General features: G+C 56.4%; 14 protein-coding genes. 8 read left to right on the top strand and 6 right to left on the bottom strand.

Features of this window, described 5'->3' with window-relative positions:
* Positions 1–447 precede the first annotated feature (447 nt).
* The 3 genes from DPM33_RS05025 to DPM33_RS36630 all read left to right on the top strand — a co-directional run bounded on the left by DPM33_RS05025 (position 448) and on the right by DPM33_RS36630 (position 2674).
* Entirely contained in the window at positions 448–969 is a 522-nt protein-coding gene (locus DPM33_RS05025; protein ID WP_112096222.1) for a hypothetical protein, read from the top strand.
* Between the two features lie 279 nt (positions 970–1248).
* Positions 1249–1935 carry a hypothetical protein gene (locus DPM33_RS05020; RefSeq protein WP_146770206.1) on the top strand — a complete coding sequence of 229 codons (687 nt, stop codon included), beginning with the start codon at positions 1249–1251 and terminating at the stop codon, positions 1933–1935.
* Positions 1936–2008: 73 nt separating this feature from the next.
* Entirely contained in the window at positions 2009–2674 is a 666-nt protein-coding gene (locus DPM33_RS36630) for a hypothetical protein (protein ID WP_112096217.1), read from the top strand.
* On the opposite strand, the gene DPM33_RS36625 is transcribed toward DPM33_RS36630, so the two are convergent.
* Positions 2671–2835, bottom strand: coding sequence for a hypothetical protein (locus DPM33_RS36625; protein WP_208648364.1), 165 nt, complete (start codon positions 2833–2835; stop codon positions 2671–2673). The two genes, DPM33_RS36630 and DPM33_RS36625, sit on opposite strands and share 4 nt — an antisense overlap.
* A 267-nt stretch (positions 2836–3102) precedes the next feature.
* On the opposite strand from DPM33_RS36625, the gene DPM33_RS05010 reads away from it, so the two are divergent.
* Positions 3103–4449 (top strand): IS5 family transposase, encoded by a 1347-nt coding sequence (locus tag DPM33_RS05010; protein WP_112096214.1) that lies wholly within the window; start codon positions 3103–3105, stop codon positions 4447–4449.
* A 321-nt stretch (positions 4450–4770) separates the two neighbouring features.
* On the opposite strand, the gene DPM33_RS05005 is transcribed toward DPM33_RS05010, so the two are convergent.
* Together DPM33_RS05005 and DPM33_RS05000 are read right to left on the bottom strand one after the other, a co-directional pair.
* Complete coding sequence (locus DPM33_RS05005) at positions 4771–6210, bottom strand: FAD-binding oxidoreductase (RefSeq protein WP_112096213.1); 1440 nt, start codon at positions 6208–6210, stop codon at positions 4771–4773.
* A 345-nt stretch (positions 6211–6555) separates the two neighbouring features.
* A complete protein-coding gene (locus tag DPM33_RS05000; protein ID WP_112096211.1) occupies positions 6556–7929 on the bottom strand; it encodes a hypothetical protein in 1374 nt (457 codons plus the stop codon).
* A 650-nt stretch (positions 7930–8579) separates the two neighbouring features.
* Between DPM33_RS05000 and DPM33_RS04995 the strand changes: the two genes are divergently transcribed.
* The 4 genes from DPM33_RS04995 (at position 8580) to DPM33_RS35760 (ending at position 14819) form a co-directional block, all read left to right on the top strand.
* The gene (locus tag DPM33_RS04995) at positions 8580–8846 is read left to right on the top strand and encodes a hypothetical protein (protein WP_112096209.1); all 267 of its coding nucleotides are present in this window, start codon (positions 8580–8582) and stop codon (positions 8844–8846) included.
* Positions 8847–9129: 283 nt separating this feature from the next.
* On the top strand, positions 9130–12225 hold the full coding sequence (locus DPM33_RS04990; RefSeq protein WP_112096207.1) for an ATP-binding protein: 3096 nt from the start codon (positions 9130–9132) through the stop codon (positions 12223–12225).
* Positions 12226–12396: 171 nt separating this feature from the next.
* Entirely contained in the window at positions 12397–13338 is a 942-nt protein-coding gene (locus tag DPM33_RS04985; RefSeq protein ID WP_112096205.1) for a S1/P1 nuclease, read from the top strand.
* A 779-nt stretch (positions 13339–14117) separates the two neighbouring features.
* Entirely contained in the window at positions 14118–14819 is a 702-nt protein-coding gene (locus DPM33_RS35760; RefSeq protein ID WP_167448961.1) for a hypothetical protein, read from the top strand.
* 100 nt (positions 14820–14919) lie between these two features.
* Here DPM33_RS35760 and DPM33_RS04980 read toward each other — a convergent pair whose 3' ends face one another.
* From DPM33_RS04980 to DPM33_RS04970, 3 genes are all read right to left on the bottom strand, one after another.
* Entirely contained in the window at positions 14920–15141 is a 222-nt protein-coding gene (locus DPM33_RS04980; RefSeq protein WP_167448960.1) for a hypothetical protein, read from the bottom strand.
* 107 nt (positions 15142–15248) lie between these two features.
* Complete coding sequence (locus tag DPM33_RS04975; protein WP_112096203.1) at positions 15249–15458, bottom strand: cold-shock protein; 210 nt, start codon at positions 15456–15458, stop codon at positions 15249–15251.
* Between the two features lie 676 nt (positions 15459–16134).
* Positions 16135–18756: a bifunctional diguanylate cyclase/phosphodiesterase gene (locus DPM33_RS04970; protein WP_112096201.1), complete on the bottom strand. Its 2622-nt coding sequence runs from the start codon at positions 18754–18756 to the stop codon at positions 16135–16137.
* Positions 18757–18941 lie beyond the last annotated feature (185 nt).

The raw sequence follows: 18941 nt of genomic DNA, 5'->3' as shown, positions 1-18941 counted from the left end.
GCAATATGCAGCAACCAGGCCGACGCGGTCTTGCGATATATCCGACAGTCGCTGTGACACTCGCGAAGCTGACTACCGGTGTCGGGGAGCCGGCGGCGTCTGCGACGTTCGTCGGCGCACAATGTGCAGATACGTATGGCCTCAGCCTTTGAAATCACTCAAGATTCTTTGGACGCGCTACCATCAACCCGTGTTTTAGCCATGATTTCAATGACTTATGATGAGACTGGTAGCGGGAGAGCGCTACCGCCTTTCCCCCCACTCGGAGAGCATGCGATATTTTCTACGGTGTTGCGCATGATGACCTGTCTCGGTGCTGCAAGGCTAGGTCATCGCGCATGCTTCGCTTGCCCCTGCGGACGCTGCTTGGATCAACAATAGCGGCCGTGGTGACAGGCATAGGGAGACATTCCCCTGGCCATCGCTACCGCGGCCGTAGCGGCCGGCGTGGCGATTGGGGTCTTCTGGGAGGATATCAAGGCCGGCGCCGCTGCCGCCTTGTCACAGACGGCTGCCGGCGCTTGGCAATCGATTGTCGACGGCGCCACGGGCCTATGGGAGAGCGTCGTCGCAGCCTTCAGCGACCGGCAGCAAGCCGCCGTAGACGCCTTCAATGGCATTGTCGATTCCATCGTGTCGGTCTGGAATGAGCTCATCGACAAGCTTCTGCCAAATCAAATGAACCTGGGCGCTATTTTGTGGCGCCACAAGGTCCACAATCGACGGCTCCGACTGATTATGGTTGAGCAACGGGTTCGTTCGATCCATGCCGGCTATCTGCTGATAGTCCGCCTTTCATCTGGAAACCACATATGGACAACGGCTTCGGACCGGGAGGATTGTCGGGGTCTGAGGAAATCAGACCTTCATGTTATTGAAAAAGGCTTGCACGCTGTTAGCTCCGAGGAAAGCGCCCAATTTCTAACACCGAAATCTGTCGATCCGGGTAGAAAAATTAGTAAGGCCTAATTGACAATGTCGAGACCTTATGACCAGACTTTTACGAGCAGTAGTGTCTATATCACTGCTATTTGATGGTCGGCTAAGGAATCAGGGTGTTATTCGAGACACCTTTGCAAGCTAACTGGAACGCTGTTCAGTACTTCACAACGGGGGGATCTGATGTCGCGACACTCGTTATCATGCCTAGTGACAGCGGCGATATTGCTGTCGGGCCAAGTTAGCAGTGCTTGGGCGCAGGAAGATGAGACGGATCAAGATGAGCGAATGCCAGTCCAGGCAAGCCCTATGAAATTGCCGATCTCGGCCTCACAGGCAGTCCAGAACAAGATTCTGATTCCTGAAGCGACGATGCGAAAGACGCAGCGGCTTCAGTTGCCGCAGGATATAAGCATCGACACGTTCAACAATTGTCCACCCGAGGGGAGCGCGAAAACGCCGGCCAAAGCAGAGTCCAACAAAGAGAAGAACCAGTGGGCAATTCCAAACGACATGGACATAGACACGAAGGTTACTCTCACAGATGTACTGGCTCCCGGCGACGACCACGACCGCTTCAAGGTGGGGACAGCCGTGAGAATTCAGGGATATTTTTCGGAGGTTTTCAAATCGGGCGGCTCACACGGTGAAAGTTGCAATTGCAATGCTACCGACGACGTGAACACTGATACCCACATCAATATGGCCCTCACGAACTCAGCAGAGAACGTCAAACCTGAGAATCGGATGATCGTTGAGGTGACTCCTCGCCTTCGGTATATCGCCGGACTGAATGGACTGGATTGGAGCCATGGAAACCTAAAGCATTATGAAGGCTCCTGCTTGGAGATTGAGGGTGATCTTTTCTGGGACGACGCGCATCAGGGCGAGGCCAGGAACACGCCCATCGCTGGCAAGAACATATGGCGTGCGACACTTTGGGAGGTCCACCCCATTACCAGTATCCAAGAGATCGATTGCAACAAGCTGTTTTAAGCGGCTTGCTCCTGTCCGCTGCTAGCGTAGTGCGAATTGGCGCGCTGAATTCCTTCTGGCCAGGGGCTACGTCGTGACTATTGCCGTTCGGCCACCTCGCATTCTTGATAAGGCTTTTGAGGACGACCTCCTCGCCGGCCCACTGAAGCCATTTCTCGAGCTGATTCAGCGCGATCGGGACCTAATCGCCGAGATTAGAAGTGACCTTCTCGACGTTTACTGTAAGGGTCAGCGGCTCGTCAGTATCAGGCCGACGAGACAGGGCTCCTATCTGTTTGAGTCACATGAAAAGTTTTGGCCTCAGAGGGGGCTGAAGTTCTCCACTGCGGAGTCGGTAGCCAGTTTCTGCAGGGACAACGTGCCCTTCATTAAGCAGCGAATCGCTGAGCATGGCGCGCGCGGACTGGAGATTGAATTCGAACAGCTCCTGGTTCGGGCTAACAATCTGGAGACGCTCAACACAGACTACATCGCGGTGGACCGGCAGGGGATCAGCGAGGAAGGAAGGGGCCGGACCGATGTGGTCGGTGTCTACTGGCCAGGTAACAGGCGTGGTTCGGGAGACCGTCTCGCTCCAGCGCTTATTGAGGTCAATATGGTCTCAAGGGTGGCATCGAGGATGTCGCAGATCAGATCGGACGCTACTTCGAGGATATGCGTACCATTCTGCCTGTGTTCGTCAGTCAGCTGGAGAAGCAGCTCCGCCAAAAGGCTCGGTTGGGTTTATTATCTGGGCTAAGCAAGGGTGCACAGCAGAAAATCCAACGTCTCGCCATTTCCGATAGGATCGAAGACGTGAGAGCTGTCATTGCCCTCATCGACTACAATCCGAGGGCCGCGCGTCTGAAACTCGAAAGGTTGCGGGCCTTGCCTTTCGCCGATCAAATCGATCTTTTCCATCTAGGGTTAGGTCTGTGGCGGGCGAACTCCGCCTTCTAGCAACCCTCCTCATTTCCTTGGCTGCGGCTTGTGCTTCAATCCTTATTTGGTCGCCCGTGAACTATCGGCAAGCCATTGATCTGGCTCGCTGATTGAGGAAAATTGTGGATTAGGCATTGCAGGATTTGCGGTGTTTGGCCGCTGTTTTCTTGCAATTCGATTTGCCGATTCCATTGTGCGCCAATGCGTGATTCACTCGTTTAGGCGAGGCGAATCGAGGGGACGGCGGTGTCCAGGCCACGCGAGAAGCGCGAGACGGGAGAGCAGGACCTGTTCCGCTCCAGGCTCGATCAGATCATCAACATGAAGCATGATCTGGTGCGGCTGGCGCAGGCGATCGACTGGCCGGTGCTGGAAGAGCGGTTCGGCGCGATCTATTCGGATGGACCGGGCATGCCGCCGCTGCCGACGCGGCTGATGGCGGGGCTTGCGATCCTGAAGCACACCTTCAACCTGTCGGACGAGGAGCTGTGCGCCCGCTGGGTGGAGAACCCCTACTTCCAGTATCTCACTGGCGAAGAGTTCTTGCGCCACGAATTGCCCTTCGATCGCTCGTCGATGACGCGCTGGCGCCAGCGCATGGGCGAGGAGCCGATCACGGCTCTACTGCAGGAAAGCCTCGCGGTTGCGATCAAGAGCGGGGCGATGAAGCCAGCCGACACGCGCCGGGTGATCGTCGACACGACAGTGCAGCCGAAGAACGTGATGTTCCCGACCGACGCCAAGCTCATTCATCGGGCGCGCGAGCGGCTGGTGCGGCTGGCCAAGCAGATGGGTGTGGATTTGCGCCAGACCTATGTGCGGGTCGGCAAGCTGGCGCTGATCAAGCACCAGCGTTATGCGCACGCCAAGCAGTTCAAGCGGGCCAACAGGGCGCTGCGCAAGCTCAAGACCTATCTCAGCCGGACCATTCGCGACATCGCTCGCCACATCGCCGGCCAAGAAGAGCTCGAGATGATCTTCAGGTGGCCACTCTACCAGGCTTCAGCGGTTCTGGAGCACCGTCAGCGCCAGCGCGGCCGCAAGATCTGGAGCCTGCATGCGCCCGAGGTCGAGTGCATCGGCAAGGGCAAGGCGCATGCCCCCTACGAGTTCGGCGTCAAGGTCTCCCTCGCCACCACGCTCGAACGCTCGAAAGGTGGCCAGTTCGCCCTGCACGCGAAGGCACTGCCGGGCAATCCTTATGACGGCCACACGCTCGCAGCGATCATCCCCGACATGGAGAAGACCATCGGCAACGAGATCGGCCGCATCCTCGCCGACGCCGGATACCGCGGCCACAATGCACCTGAGAGCCACAAGTTCAGGGTCTTCACCGCTGGCCAGAAGCGGCGCGTCACATCGGCCATCAAGCGGCAGATGCGCCGCCGCTCCGCGATCGAGCCCGTGATCGGCCACATCAAGGCCGAGCACCGGATGGACCGCAACTACCTCGCCGGCGAGCAGGGCGACGCCGTCAACGCCATCCTGGCCGCCGCCGGCTACAACTTCTCGCTGCTGCTCAACTGGTTCAGGCAGCTTTTGTGGCTGCTCCTCGCCGCGCTTCAAAGCCGGCCGAAATCGCTCGCAGCCTGACCAGCTTCATTGTTCACGGGCGACTATTTGATCTCAGCTACTACAGAGCCGAACACGCGATGCGCGGGCGAAGATGGGGAAAGCTGACAGGCAGCCTACAGCCCAAAGCCGACATGGGCGCTTTGCACTTCATCTCGGTCCTATAGATCAGCTTTGCCGTTCCCTAAAGCTGACTCGGCAGGCGAGCGCGCAGAGGTCGCGCCGGTCGGATGTAAGATCCTGTTGTCGCAGCGAAAGCTTACGCCTGTTTCTCTCAATCCTACGAATGCGAGATCAAGGAGAAGGCGCGGCTGAACGCGCCGCCCCTGCAGCTTGATGCCATTAGGCGGCCCGCAAGCCCTCCCTCGGACGCAGGTTCTGGTTCATGCGGAATAGGTTTAGCGGGTCGTAGCGCTGCTTGATTTCCAGCAACCGGTGATAGTTGCCGCCATACGCAGCTTCGACCCGTTCGACCTCGTCCTCCGGCATGAAGTTCACATAGGCCGTGCCCGCGGCATAGGGCCTCGCTGCCTCATAGATGCCGCGAGCCCAGTCGATGCAGGCTCTATCCATTGCTGGTTCCCGCCAGCGGGCGTGGACGTTCATGACGAAATGCGAACTGCGCTGTGGGAACGCCGTTTCATCCGCCTTGACGCGCCCCGCCGCCCCGCCGACATGGCCGAAGAATATTTCGCATTCGGGACCCGGAAGCCGGGATATCGCCGCCGTGGTGATCTCGACCGCGCTGTCGGAAAGCTCGGTGAAGTCATGGCTCTTCCAATAGTTGCGGGCGCCAGGCGCCAGCAGCGGGTCGAAGGCCTGCTGCCAGCCTGTGAACGGATTGGGGCCGACGACATCGACGATTGGCGTGCCGATGGCGCGAAGCGTCCGAGTCGCTTTTTCGCCGTCTTGGATGTCGCCGCAATAGCACATGGCCAACACCAGCACCTCCTTGCCGTGCCATTCGTCCGGCAGGAACGGCAGCGGCGGCGCCTGCCGCATAACGACCCAGCAGGTCAGTTCGTCCGGCACGGTTTCGAGCGCCTTGCGATATTCGCGCAGCACCTTTTCGGCATCGGCGAAGGGATGGACGACAAGTCCCGACAGCACTTGCGGCCCGAACTGATGCAGCTGAAACTCGAAAGCCGTGACGATACCGAAATTGCCCCCGCCACCGCGCAACGCCCAGAACAAGTCGGGATTTTCGCTATGGCTGGCGCGTCGCAGCCGGCCGTCGGCGGTTACCACGTCGGCGGAGATGAGATTGTCGATGGTCAGCCCAAATTTGCGGGTGATCCAGCCGAAGCCGCCACCCAGCGTCAGGCCCGCGATACCCGTGGTCGAGTTAATGCCGGTCGGCAGCGCCAGTCCGAACGCCTGCGTTTCCTGGTCGACATCGGCAAGCGTAGCGCCCGGTCCGACCCAGGCTCGCCTTGCCGCGAGATCGACCCGTATCGACTTCATCGAAGACAGGTCGATCATCAGGCCGCCATCGCAGACTGCGCTGCCGGCGATGTTGTGGCCGCCACCGCGCACGGAGACCAGAAGCCTATTTTCCCTGGCGAAATTCACACCCGCGACAACATCGGAGGCGCCGACGCAACGCACAATCAGCTTTGGCCGCCGGTCAATCATGCTATTCCAGACGCCACGGATGTCATCGTAGGCGGCGTCTCCTTCCCGCAGTACTGTGCCGCGGACTTGCGCCGAGAGCGCCTCCAGGGCCGCGACCTCGATCGTCGTCTTCCCGCCATCGAGGGTAGCGAAGCTCATAGCATCCATGATTTTCCTCCCAATGTTGTTGTTGTGGCCCCTCCTCCTATCTTAGTGTGCGCTTATATTAGATATCAGGCAAATTATCGTGGGGGTGGCAAACGCAGCTACGAAAAGCGATGGTGTTTCACATGCTAGGCAAGCTGGCTGGTGGAGCTGAGGTCCGCTCTCCGTTCTCGACAGCGGCAAGTTGACCTTTCGCTTCCGGCCCAAAGACCACATGGCAGCTCTGCGCCTCAACGTCGAACGTTGAGATCAGCGTCGCCGTTTCCTGAAAGCAGACATCCGGCTTTCAGGGCCACGGGCGAAAGTGGTCGACCCATTGTCGGCCACGAGGCCACGACATCAATCACTTCACCGCTGAATGCGGTCGCTTTCCGGCGGGATCTGGTCGTCGACGGCGAAATCACCCTTCCAAACACGAAGTAGCCGAGTTCTCATTGGGTCTGCCCCAGCGCACGGATTGACCTCGCGAAATTGCAAGACGTTCTGCACCGCGACAGCCATTTGCAACGAATAGTCCAAGGCGGCCATAGGGTTGCCGGACGATGACGGTTGACAGGTGCTCTGATCGACCTGGCCAAACGCAACTGATCCTGGAACGTTGCGGAACCAGAACAGCTTCTGGTCTTCGGTGGTGCAGCTATTCATTGGGATAAGCGGCGCGCGCGGAGATTGGGAAGTGCCGTGGCAACTCAGGCACCCAGAAACAGGATTGTCGACAGGGCCATTCATTCGTCCAGCCCAACCGAGGTGCTGGGCCGCAAAGGCCGGCGCAAGGCTACTGACTATCGTTTCCTGGAGCTTCTTCGTGCCAGCAGCTATTTCACTAGGCTTGACGCCCACGTCATTGCCCCACGACAGCCCAACCGGGCGCATGCGCCGCCATGTTGAAGTGTCCGCCGCGCTCGCATCATAGGCGAGGGTACCGAACACCCAACCTGTTTGTGTGTCGGGCGCGGCTGCTGCGACATCCATCTGCATCAGTCGCACGTCAATGGTCTGCCCATTTTCGTAGATCTGCCAAGTTGGTGCGCCGGCAAGACGGTCGATACCGTCGGCAAAGTCTGCAGCTTGGGCCGTCGAGAACAAGACCTTGAACGACATCGACCCGGGCGGGAAGGCAGTGTTGACCAGACTTGGGTCATCGGCCGCCCAGACCCTCGCAATAGTGGTCGCCGCAGCGGCATTGTAGAACCCAACAGCAAAATCTCGGATTCGAACGCCAGACTTGAGTCCCAATTCTGGCCCTGTGACTGGCCGCTCCTCGGTTAATCCGTGGACGAATTCCCGGCTGCCCGACCCAAAATTCATCATTGGCATGTGATACCAACGGCGTCCGGCGCTGGCTTCCGGCCGGAAATCAGCTTCTATCATCCCTTCATACGCATAGTCCCGCAGCGCTAAAACATAGGCATCGGCGCCCTCGGGTGTCCGGAAGTCGATCGTTCGCCACGGCGCGTCTGTACCCGCATCTGCTGGCGGATAATTCTGGGACAAACGAAACCGCTCGCCGGCCCAACCATTGATGCGCGCCTGCGGCGCAATGAAATCAGGAAACCGGCCGCTGCATTGAGCGACAAAGGTTCCCGCAGCGTCAACTTTTCCGTCTTTTGTAACCTTTAGGCAGCGCGTCCCAGACGCACAACCAGTCGCTTCCTGGGCAGTGCCGATAGAGGGAGATACAAAGAACAGTATGGATGCACTGACGATAGCTTTCAGCTTCATTGCCGTTGCCCCCCGTGATCGATCCTGGGATATTTTGCACTAGAAACATTGATAGTCATCATTTTTTTGCGAATAGATGCGCCTTCGCACTGGGTTGTCTCGCTTCCGAATGTCCAACGCGATCTGACAGTATCCCTCGGATGGAGCCGGTAAACGATCTATCCCATTAACCCCCCAGGCGCACCTAGTCTCGCCTCGCCGACGTCGGACAGCGGGTGTCGCGTTCCAGGCGTCCTCGGATGCGACCAGCTTCGCCTTGCTGCTCGCGGCGGAGGCGTATGGCGTTGGAACTGAATTAGCCATCTGCGCGGCCGGACTGGATGGCAAGTCGGCTGGCGGCGGAGCCGCCATGGTACTGGATCTCGACCGGCTTTAGGTCGGGCGCGACGTTCCCACGATCCCATTCCTCCAGCACGGGTTGTTGCGGCGCCGGTGGTCGCGGGATTTAGCTAGCGGCAGGCCTGGCCAGCAGGGCGACCCGGCAGCCAAACGGCCGAGGCCCAGTTTCGCGCATAATTCTTGTCGATTTCACGTTCGCTTCACGACGACGAAGCGTTGGGCCCACGGTTGGGTGAGAAAGTGACTTTGCTCGATCCTAAGCAAACAATTCGAGCAATGCTCACACCAACTCAACCAGAGGGAGAATAATCATGAAGACTCTCAACATCATAGCGGCGTCGGCATTTGTTGCCCTGACCGCGCCTTCGCTGGCACTTGCTGGCGTCCACAGCCTTCGTGCCGACAACGGCGATTTCGACACTTGGGGCGCGGATGCGGTCAAGACTCCACAATCATTCGGTCTGGTAGACGCCATCCAGACAGGATCGAACGGGAGCACGGGCACGGTTTCGACCTCCAAGTGCCTCGGGGTCAGCCCCAGAATGTACGACCCCGTCAGTCCCGACTGCCGGAACTGAGGTTCAGATATAGGGGCGGTGGTTATCGCCACCGCCCCTGCTTCAGTGTGTTGGAGTAACCGTCAGCTTCTGCACTGTTGGCAAAAAGCCAACATACGAATGAGCCTGCCGCGACTTTTCGATTGTGCTAATATAGCGCGCTACTTCGGGTGGCTCGGTCACGTGCCCGAAAAATCGGTGGCGTCACCTCTTACTCATTGAACAGCGGGCTCACGGCAACTGAGGCAGGATGCGAATTCCCAACTTTTGTCACGCCAGAGGATGACTGCTGAGGGGCACCTACATGGAAGAGCACTACGTACCCCGCTTTCAGGTAAACCTTTTCGGTTCCTTTCGGCTCCTGGGCAAAAATGCCCTCGAAATTACCCTCAAGAACCGCAAGTCCAAGGCCATATTGGCAATCCTGCTGGCCAGCAAGGACCAACGGGAAACTCGGCCAAAAATGTGGTCTCTACTATGGAGTCGCTCCCCGCAGGAGCAAGCGTCAACAAGCTTTCGATCCGCTCTCTCGGTACTTCGGAAGAGCTTAAATGTCGACGGCTTTGACGTACTGGAATCTCGCGAAACAGATGTTTTGATAAACAAGCGCTACGTTAGAACCGACTTGGATAGGCTTCTAACTCCATCGTCTCCTGGCGAGGAGGAGTTAAATAGCGTAAACTTTTCAAGCGAGATGTACAATGATCTCGACGGTCTCGATCCAATGTTCGATGAGTGGTTGTACTACACAAGACTAGAAATAAAGAACAGACTGTCTGACCGGATCGCCAAACTGGTCGTCTCACTGCCACTGGATCGTCCTGACGCGATAGAGTTGATATGTAACAATCTTCTCTCCTTGGATCCTTATAACGAGGCCGCCATTAAGACAATAATTGCGTCACGCATCCAGCAAGATCGAACCGCGTCGGCAACCGAGATGCTTAAGCGCTATGAGCGTCGGCTGGCGCAGGACTTAGGCATCGAATGTCCAGCAAACATCAGGGCGCTGTTCGACCAGATCCGAGCGGCTAGCCAGAGGAAGGGCGCGCTATCGGCGGCCTATGGCATCAACGTGCCATTGCGCGCTGCAGCCGCGAAGCGTCTGGCGAGCATGGCCGATCGCGCCAGCCTTCTCAACGGAAAGGCTGTGTTGGTGACAGGTTCGGCCGGGATTGGGAAAACGCATCTAATCGACAACTTTGTCGCTCAATTGGCAAGTCAGGATTGCATCTCGGTGAAGTATGACAGAACTGTCCTGGCAACCTCGGGGCCAGACGAACTCGTTCGCCGACTATGTCACGATCTTATCGAGCAAAACGAAAATGTTAGAAATCCAATGTCAGCCCTCTTGGGCTCTCCGATGAAGGTTAGCGGGGACTATTCTGTAACTATGGCCATTCCAAAAGGTGGATTGAAGATCGAACGACGCAACATACGAATACCGTCCGGTGATTATCAATCGGATATGTTGCTATTTCAGGTATCGGAGTATCGAAAGACGGTTATTTTACTAGACGACTTTGACAGCTTTAATGCCTTTCATGTACCGGCACTGTTTGAGTGGTTCTCGACGGTTAAAGACGCCGCTGTCCTGCTCGTCATTAGCAGCAGGAAAGAACTGGAGCTCGCGCAGGATTTTTTCGACGATCATATTTCGCTAGAGCCACTTGAGCTTGGCGAAATCCGTGCGTTGATTGAACAGAGATTCTCGGGTGAGGTTGTGAGTGAGACCTATGTCCAGACGATGAACGAGCTTACTCGCGGGATACCGTTGCTGATTAATCAGCTATTAGATACCGACACACGTCCGGGAGGGCCGAAATCGCTCGATCGACCGGACGCTAGGGATCTGATCCGCGCCGGCAGATATCCAGGCTATGAAGCGACGGTATTTCGCCTGTTTTTCCAAAGCTCCAAGGCAGCTCGCTTAGTCGCGGTGCGGGTAGCAATACTAGGTGGGGCGATCGCGAGAAAACGATACGAAGACCTTTTTGGGCGACTGGATGAGGCTGTCCTCAATGAGATGGCCGCGGTCAATTTGATCAGAGGCGACAGGGCTAGACGCGACAAAATTGAATTGTTTCACGTTACGACCTCGGATGTTGTGATCTCAACTATTGATTTTGACGAGATTCAAGAATCGATTTTACCAGTTGAGATAGCGACGCTGTTGCAACCTGAAAAGATAAACATTGGGACCTATATCGTTAACAATTGCGGAACTAAGAAATACGAACCTTGGATATACCCATTTATCGATACCCTGGAGCAATCAGAAAAGTTTGAACTTCTAGGACGTTTTTTCGAGTCGGCAATGGGACAAGAGGGATTGCAATCCGACAGAAGGGTAAGACTAACGATGTTAAATAGCCTGCTACATCAGGCGCGTTTCCAGTCGATAGCGAAGTTGAGGGCTGTTCACGGACTCGACGCAGGCCGTGACCACAGGCTTATCTTCGATTTCGCATCCGCTGTTACAGGAGAGATTGGTAGGAACCCAAGTCAATTTGCCGAGAGCCCCTACGGCTTTATGGGATATTTCTTCTCCGGTGATTTTGCGGGGCTTTTCGCCTCGGTCAAAGCGGAGGTTGAGGCCGCCATTGCTACGATCGAGCGCGATCAGATGCCGCCGAATCTGGAGCGCGTGGTCCATTTGCTGGGCTACTATGCGATGGGCAATGCACAACTCGGAAACTTTCAGGAGGCTCGCAGCTTGGCGAACACTGCCGCTGGCATTGCAAAGCAGTCAAGCAACACAGCTATCGGAATGTTCTCTGAGTTCTACCGCCAATACGTGCTGACCCATCAAGGTGAACTAAACAATGCTATTCATAATCTAATTAGAGTCCTGCGGAATGGGCGACATCATAGCCGATCTCTTGAGACTGGGCTTCTGGTATGCCACCTGGGCTTCATATACCAGATTGTAGGCAAGATCGATCTCTCCATCCAAGTTTCGGAGCGGATCTACCGAGAACTGCCTGCTAATGAAACGGGCATCCTCCAAGCGTATTTAGAGACCTCTCTAACTAGCGCCTACACCCTTTCAGGCGACCTTAGCCGTGCCAAAACGTTTGCCCGCAGATCTTTGGAGACCGCTGAAGCCGGCGGCTTTCGAAGCGTGATGGTCTGGTCGCTACGAAACCAGGGGATTTTGGCACAACTGCACAGCATGACGGGCTTATCCCCAACGATCGAGGACGCCTATGAACTGGCAACTGAGTTAGATATGCAGCCTGATCTCGCCCACCTGCTCCGCATCCGGAGCGGTTTGGAGCGAATGAAAGGCAACACGTCTGCCGCCTCCCGGCTTCTCGACCAGGCTCATGTACTATACGCAAAAATGGGTATGAATCGGTGGTTGGACTATCATCCAGAGAGCCAGTTTGGACACTAGAGCGCAGTCGGTTTGATATGTCCTTCTCCGCGCAGGCCCCTGCAGAAGGCGAGTTCACATGCGGGATTTCGAACTCGCCTGTTATCGTCGGCCCCCGTGATCACCTAATCGTGGGTCAACAAATGATGGACTTCATGGGAGAGCAAACAGACCAAAAAAGGAGGAAATTCAATGCGTACTGTGGTCTCGGCCATCGCGATTGCATCACTTTGCGCTTGGTCAACAACGGCATCGGCATGGTGGGACGAGGGCCACATGCAGATCGCGCTCATGGCTTATAACAAACTCAAAGATCCTGCCCGCGCCCGCGTCGATGCGCTGCTCAGGTTGAACCCTGACTACAAGGACTGGATTCTGGGTACCCCCGACGCCGACATTGGCAAGGCTGCAGTCATGAGGGCCTCTGTCTGGGCGGATGATATCAAGATGGAGCCACAATATCATGACGACGGCAATTCTGGCACTGTCCCGGGCGCCGGAGACAACATCGGCTACAGCGACATGCGCATGCACAAATACTGGCATTTCACGGATGTCGGTTTCACGACCGACAACACAGAGGTGAGGCCGGCCGACCCCGTCAACGCGGTGACCCAGATAATTGCACTGACTGCGATGCTTCCGGCGGACTCAGGCGCTACTGACGAACTTCGCTCTTACGACCTGGTCTGGCTGCTGCATTTGATCGGCGACGCCCACCAGCCGCTTCACGCCACGGCTAGATTTTCTGAGGCTCATCCAGGCGGCGACCAAGGCGGTAACTTGGTTCTGGCCAAGCCGGCGAAAGGCGACACATTGAAGCTGCACGCCTACTGGGACGGGATGTTTGGCGGCTATACCACCACCAAGGGCGCCATGTTGGACCTGAAGGACAGCGGGCTGGAGAGTGTGCCGGTCGATACCACCAAGGCCAACGAGGATAATCCGGAGATTTGGTTGAAGGAAAGTGCTGAGCTTGCTCAGAAATTTGCCTACTCCGAACCTGTGTTGTCAGCGACGGGAACAGCCGAGCTCACGCGCGCTTATGAAACTGCTGCGCGCGACATCGCCCGCGCTCAGGCTGCTCTAGCCGCACAACGACTCGCTAATTTGATCAATAAGGCATTCCCCTGAACGCAAGCCGCGAGGCTCAGGCTCAGGGCGCTCTGCAACCGGTCCAGATCGGCAGCTTGATATGCGGTTCTGGCGCAAAGCAGTTGGCACTACGCGTTTTGTTTCAACAATATCACCAGGTTGGGTGCTCAGGTCTCCGGCCGAAAAGATGTCGTTGCTCCCACCCCACACGTCGGTAAAGGTCTGCTGCCCTTGGCGCTTAATTGAAATTTTGGAGCCTAGAATCCCAGGAACGAATATAAACTGCGGCGAGGCTGCGATAGCGACCTTTCCGAGTGTCGAAAGCGTAATATCTTTTGATTCTCTCAGCGCAAGAATGAATTTAGCGACCGCCCCGGTTCCTACCAAGGGTGGCTCGTTTGATTGCGCCAGCGCATATGTGCAGCTCAGGAGTAGTTGCGCAATGAATACTATTGCCGTTGCAAAAGACCCGTGTTTCATGCCGACCCTCCGCCCAATCGAAATGGCGGGCATCTTACACGTTGTTAGCTGTGGTGGAAATCGACCAACACGGGCTAAGTGTTAACGATGCCATCCCATTCCGCATCCAGCTCGAAGTATATTTTGCGGCTCAGCAACCACCAGAATTTGAGCCTGGAGGAGTGGACGCATCCAAGGATGCAAGACGCCTGAGAGCCGGAGTTGGAATGAGGCTGGGGTGGAAGGGCGAGGTTAGAGCCTCAGGGATTGCTTTCATCCCGTCCAATTGCCCTGCACGCCTCCGAAGCAAATGATGTTAACTTCAAATGAAGTGCCAGGGGGCGATCACATCCGCGTGATTGAACTTCTTTATTTCACGCGCAGGTATGAGCGCTATTGCTAGACGCTTTTTTCTCTGTTTGTCTACAATTGCGCATAATGCCTTTTCAACGCGGGGGAATGCTATGCTTACCTTTACCAGAAGGGACGGCCAGACTTTTTCGATTGAAGGTAAATCCGTTCTGCGGGTGCGAGAGGCAGTTTATTCCGACAAAAACCCTTTATCTGCGCCAGATTTACCCGGCACGACTCGATTGGATGCCGATCACGACTATTACGCGATGGAGTCACTGGCAGATGTGGTCAAAGCTGTAAAAACAGAACTTACGACGTTGGTGCAGATGCACTCGCGGAGCGGAGTTCCAATTTGGATCAACGCCAAAGCGGCCGCCGGCCCATACCCGGTAAGCCAATCTGAGGTCAAGGATGGGATACATTCCCGCCTTACTATCGGCGGTCGAATTTCGCTACCGGTTGGAAATACACATCAAGAGGTTTACGACGCCATCAAAGCTGCAGGAGGCGATTTTCAGCCAATTCCAACGGATGGAGCCGCACTACTCCAGGATGCCTCCGCGACAGTGGGTGATCTGAAATCAGCTATGGCGACGACGTTCGGGATTCCGAAGCGAGCCATTAAAATTTTCAATTCGGAGGGAAAGCATGCCATTGAAAAGGGCATGCTCGCCCAACTGCTCAAGGGGTGGGGAAACAAAGAGTAGGTTTTCCGCGCCGAGAAGCCTTCATAGCATCCCCTTACTCGCGACAGCATAGGAAGATGGCTTGGAGGCATCAAAACGAGCCCACGCTCGTTGCAGCGGCCTACCGCGCGGGGCTTTTGGGCTTTCGCACGGGCTTCGTTGGAACCGCAGGGGCTTTGGATTCTTGTGCCAGCCTGGCGGCGCGCAAACGTTCCGTCTTGGCTGACCTTGCCGCCTCTTCAAGGCCGACGATTTGCCGAGCGACACGACTGGTCATATCAGTCTTGGCCTCTGTTCGGGATGGAACCGGCTTGAACAGGCCCATATCCGGAAGTGATTTCATCAGAGTTCTCCTCAATCAAAAAGGCCGAGCAAAGCCCGACCTTCTCAAACGCGCGTCTGTGGCCAAGAGTCGTAAATCCGTGGTCAGGCGACCCCAAGGCGCTGCGACTATGCGGCTTGCAGGTTTTCTGCGGAACTCTTGCCCTTGCGTTCATCCTTTACGATGTCAAAGCTTACCTTTTGACCCTCAACCAAGCTTCGCATGCCAGCCCGCTCCACAGCAGAAATATGGACGAACACGTCCGGCTGTCCATTGCCCTGTTCGATGAAGCCAAAACCTTTGGCGGCGTTGAAGAACTTTACTGTTCCCGTAGTCATACGACTTCCTTTCATATTAACGCGTTCATGCAAGTCTGGCCGACTGCCAAACGAGCCAGTTTTCGAAATTGAGAGGAAAAATCGTCAAAGCGCCAAAGCGCGGAAACAACGTTCGTTCAACAAGATCGACGCTCGGAATTGTAGCGACTTCTCATCTGTATGGCGAGCACCATTGGTGGCCGGCACCATTGCAGCGATAGTGCAAGTTTCGATGGCCTTTGCCACGGCGCAAGCCGAGACGACTGCAGCCTGCATTTCACGAACCATGTGGCGGCTCCGGAGAAGGGCTGGACGCCTTGTCCGTGACTAGCCGCGCGACGTCGTTCCCCGTCTAGCCAGACTTTCGCATGGATTTGCGACCCAACCTGGCGGTTCGCGAATCTCTCGTCTACGAAGAGTTCTTTTCGCCCGCGATCTCTTTGCGGTTCATACGGAGCGCCGATCGGCGCTGCATGGCGGCGATCACAAAGTCCAGCTTTCCTCCCGATTCCGGCCTCATCCTCCCCTGATCTGACGGAGCCACTAGCCGCCAATGCGCCGCAGGAGTCTACAAATTGAGGATTGTATTAAAATGATACACACCATACCGGCTCCGTGTATCTATCTGATCGATGGATGCGACACCGGCTGCCGTTGCCCTTTCCGGCGACGTGCTTGTCCTCCGCGTGCGCCGATCTCAGGATGCTGTGCGTCTTCTGCGGCTGCTTAAGAACTCCATGATGTCTTGTGCGATCATCGGCCGGCTCATCGCATAGCCTTGCAGGATGTCGCAGCCCAATTCCCTGAGGATCCTGGCTTGCTGCATCGTTTCGACACCTTCGGCGATGACTTCCACCCCCAAGGACCTGCCAATCTGCACGATCGACTGTACGACCTCTCGTTGTTGGGCTAATTCGGCGACTGGACCGATTAGCTGGCGTGCAATTTTCAGCCGTCGCGGCCGGAGTTTCATCAAGCTGACAATCGAGGCGTGGCCGGTGCCGAAATCGTCAATTTCGATGTCGATTCCGAGTTCCTTGATCTGGTTGACGTTCCAGACCATAAGCTCATCATTGTCGTCGAGGAAAATGGACTCCAGAAGCTCGAACGAAACGGTTCCCGGTTTTATTGAAAGCGACGTTAGGCTGTTGATAAGCTCCTCGTCCTGCAGCCGTCTCGCAGAGACGTTCACCGAAGCGCGCGGAACCAGCAGCCCGGCCCTCTGCCACTGATCAAAGTCGTGGAGCGTTTGTTCGAGTATCAGGCGGTCAATAGTCGAAACGACATTCAACTCTTCCGCAATCTTCAGGAACCCGGCTGGCGTTTGAAGACCATGGGTCGGATGGTTCCAGCGCGCCAGCGCCTCAACGCCGGCAACCTCTAATGTCTTTGCGTCGAACTGCAGCTGGTAATGCGGAACAAATTCCTTGCGTTCCAACCCTGTCAGGATCTCATCGGCGACCCGTTTGGTCCGAACGATCTCATACTGGAGATCTTGGGTGAAGAACTCATATCGATTGCGTCCGCGGCTCTTGGCCCGGTAGAGGGCTATGTCCGCGTTGACCATCATGCGTTGGCCGTCGATGGGACCGTCCGCATCGACCGCGATGCCGATGCTGACCCCGATACGACATTGGTGATCCTTATAGGGAACCGGCTGTCGCAATCTCTGTAGGATGCGGTCGGCCAACTGGCTGAGTTGGTCAGTTGAAATATCGCAGCTGCAGACTACGACAAACTCGTCGCCTCCAACTCGGGCAACGAAATCTGCCGACCGGACAGTCGAAATCAGCACCTTCGCGGTATGGATCAGCACGGCGTCGCCGACGGCGTGGCCGAGTGTGTCGTTGATCTGTTTGAAACGATCGAGATCTAGATGCAGAAGCGCGGCACCGCTACGAGCCGTTGAACCCGTGGCGTAGCTATCGAGCATCAAGTCCAGGTGACGGCGATTTGGAAGGCCGGTCAGCGAATCGTGAAGCGCCGTATACTCATTGCGCGCCGTCGCTGCCTCTAGCTCAGCGTTCCTCGTTTCGGCGAGGTTCTTTGCCTGTTCCAATTCCCGCGTCAAGGCTACATCCGCCGTCACGTCCCATTCGGCTCCGACCATTTTGTGGTCGGTACCATCCCTGTAACTCTTGGCGCGCGAGCGAAGATGTCGAATAGCTCCGCTGGGAAGTGTTACACGATATTCCGAAGAGTATGTGCCAGTCGCAATCCCCTGCGCGAAATCCCGCTTAGCCTGCTCAAGATCGTCAGCATGGATCGATCTTGACCACTCTTCGAAGGTCCTCAATTCGCCATCTGCCGGCTTTCCATAGATTTCGTTCAGGCGGTCGTCCCAGTATATGATGTCCGAGTCGAGATCCTGCTCCCAGACGCCAATTTGCGAGGCGTCAAGCGCAAGCTCCAGCCTCTCCGAAAGCTGTGCAAGCCGTCGTTCGCTGCGGCGCAGATCGGCATGGTGCTTACGTCGTTGCTCGAGAAGCCGCCCTGCAATGATTATAGGAACCACGACCAGAGCGCCGCCGATGAGCATTGCCAGTCGCAAAATCCAGGCGTTGCGGGGCGGGACATTCCAACCATCCTTGGGGATAGCGGCAATCTGCCACGATCCTGTCGGCAGCCGCACCTCGGCCGTGACAGGGTTGCTTTCGATCACGTGCGCGGGACCGTAAAATCGCGCGCCGCTTTGGCCGAGAGAGTCTTTGCCCGTCAGCGCGATCTCGATGGGCAGTTTCGTGTCTAAAAGACCGCTATCCTCGTAAAGCTTTTGAATGTCGATTACCGCAGCCACTATGCCCCAGAACGTCTCGGTAGGGCGGTCACGGTCAAGGAAGACAGGAAATCGCCCGATGAATGCCTGACCTCCTTGTTTGAGTTCTACCGGTCCGGCCAACACCAGTTGTTTGGTATCGCGTGCCCGAAGTACCGCTTCACGCTGCTTTTCATCCTTACGAAAGTCGAGACCAACGGCCTTTTCATTGCCTTCCATCGGATACATCAACGAAATGACCAGGCCGGGGGCAGCGGCAATGTTTCTGACCTGTGTCTTCTCGCGAAAGATGCTCTCCGCCAGCTTGGCAAAGCGGGCTTGGCTCATATTCGGTTCGGTAACGATCGTCGCGACCAGGCCGCGCGCCAGCTGAAGGTCTCCATTCACGTTGCCCTCGAGATTGGCGCGGATGAGGTTCACCTCCTTCGCAACGTCAACGCGCATTGCCTGCTCGGCAACGATGCCGTTTTGATGGTCGGCAAAGAATCCGGCGATGAGCAGCACGACAAGGGCAATCACTGCCGGAAGACTGGTCCAGGTCATCAAGGTGCGGAAGCGCTGGTGTACTGCAATTGGCAAGGTGGAATCTCGGTCGGCCTAGCTTCCGATCGGCCCACGATATCAGAGCGGACTTAATTGAATCTTGGTTCGCCTACTCAAAGTTTAGAAAGGCGTCGCTTGACAGATCAGGCGGGTACTGGGGGGGTGGCCAATAAGCTTTCTTCCGG

The sequence above is a fragment of the Mesorhizobium hawassense genome (assembly GCF_003289945.1).
GTDB classification, from domain to species: Bacteria; Pseudomonadota; Alphaproteobacteria; order Rhizobiales; family Rhizobiaceae; genus Mesorhizobium; species Mesorhizobium hawassense.
The sequence above is the reverse complement of the archived record's forward strand: the minus strand, read 5'-3'. Positions and strand labels throughout refer to the sequence as shown.

Coding starts and splice junctions, on each gene's coding strand:
- DPM33_RS04990 (WP_112096207.1), top strand. CDS start 9,130: ATGGAAGAGCACTACGTACCCCGCTTTCAGGTAAACCTTTTCGGTTCC.
- DPM33_RS04985 (WP_112096205.1), top strand. CDS start 12,397: ATGCGTACTGTGGTCTCGGCCATCGCGATTGCATCACTTTGCGCTTGG.
- DPM33_RS36625 (WP_208648364.1), bottom strand. CDS start 2,835: ATGGAAAAGATCGATTTGATCGGCGAAAGGCAAGGCCCGCAACCTTTC.
- DPM33_RS04970 (WP_112096201.1), bottom strand. CDS start 18,756: ATGACCTGGACCAGTCTTCCGGCAGTGATTGCCCTTGTCGTGCTGCTC.
- DPM33_RS04995 (WP_112096209.1), top strand. CDS start 8,580: ATGAAGACTCTCAACATCATAGCGGCGTCGGCATTTGTTGCCCTGACC.
- DPM33_RS04980 (WP_167448960.1), bottom strand. CDS start 15,141: ATGAAATCACTTCCGGATATGGGCCTGTTCAAGCCGGTTCCATCCCGA.
- DPM33_RS05005 (WP_112096213.1), bottom strand. CDS start 6,210: ATGGATGCTATGAGCTTCGCTACCCTCGATGGCGGGAAGACGACGATC.
- DPM33_RS04975 (WP_112096203.1), bottom strand. CDS start 15,458: ATGACTACGGGAACAGTAAAGTTCTTCAACGCCGCCAAAGGTTTTGGC.
- DPM33_RS05000 (WP_112096211.1), bottom strand. CDS start 7,929: ATGAAGCTGAAAGCTATCGTCAGTGCATCCATACTGTTCTTTGTATCT.
- DPM33_RS05020 (WP_146770206.1), top strand. CDS start 1,249: ATGAAATTGCCGATCTCGGCCTCACAGGCAGTCCAGAACAAGATTCTG.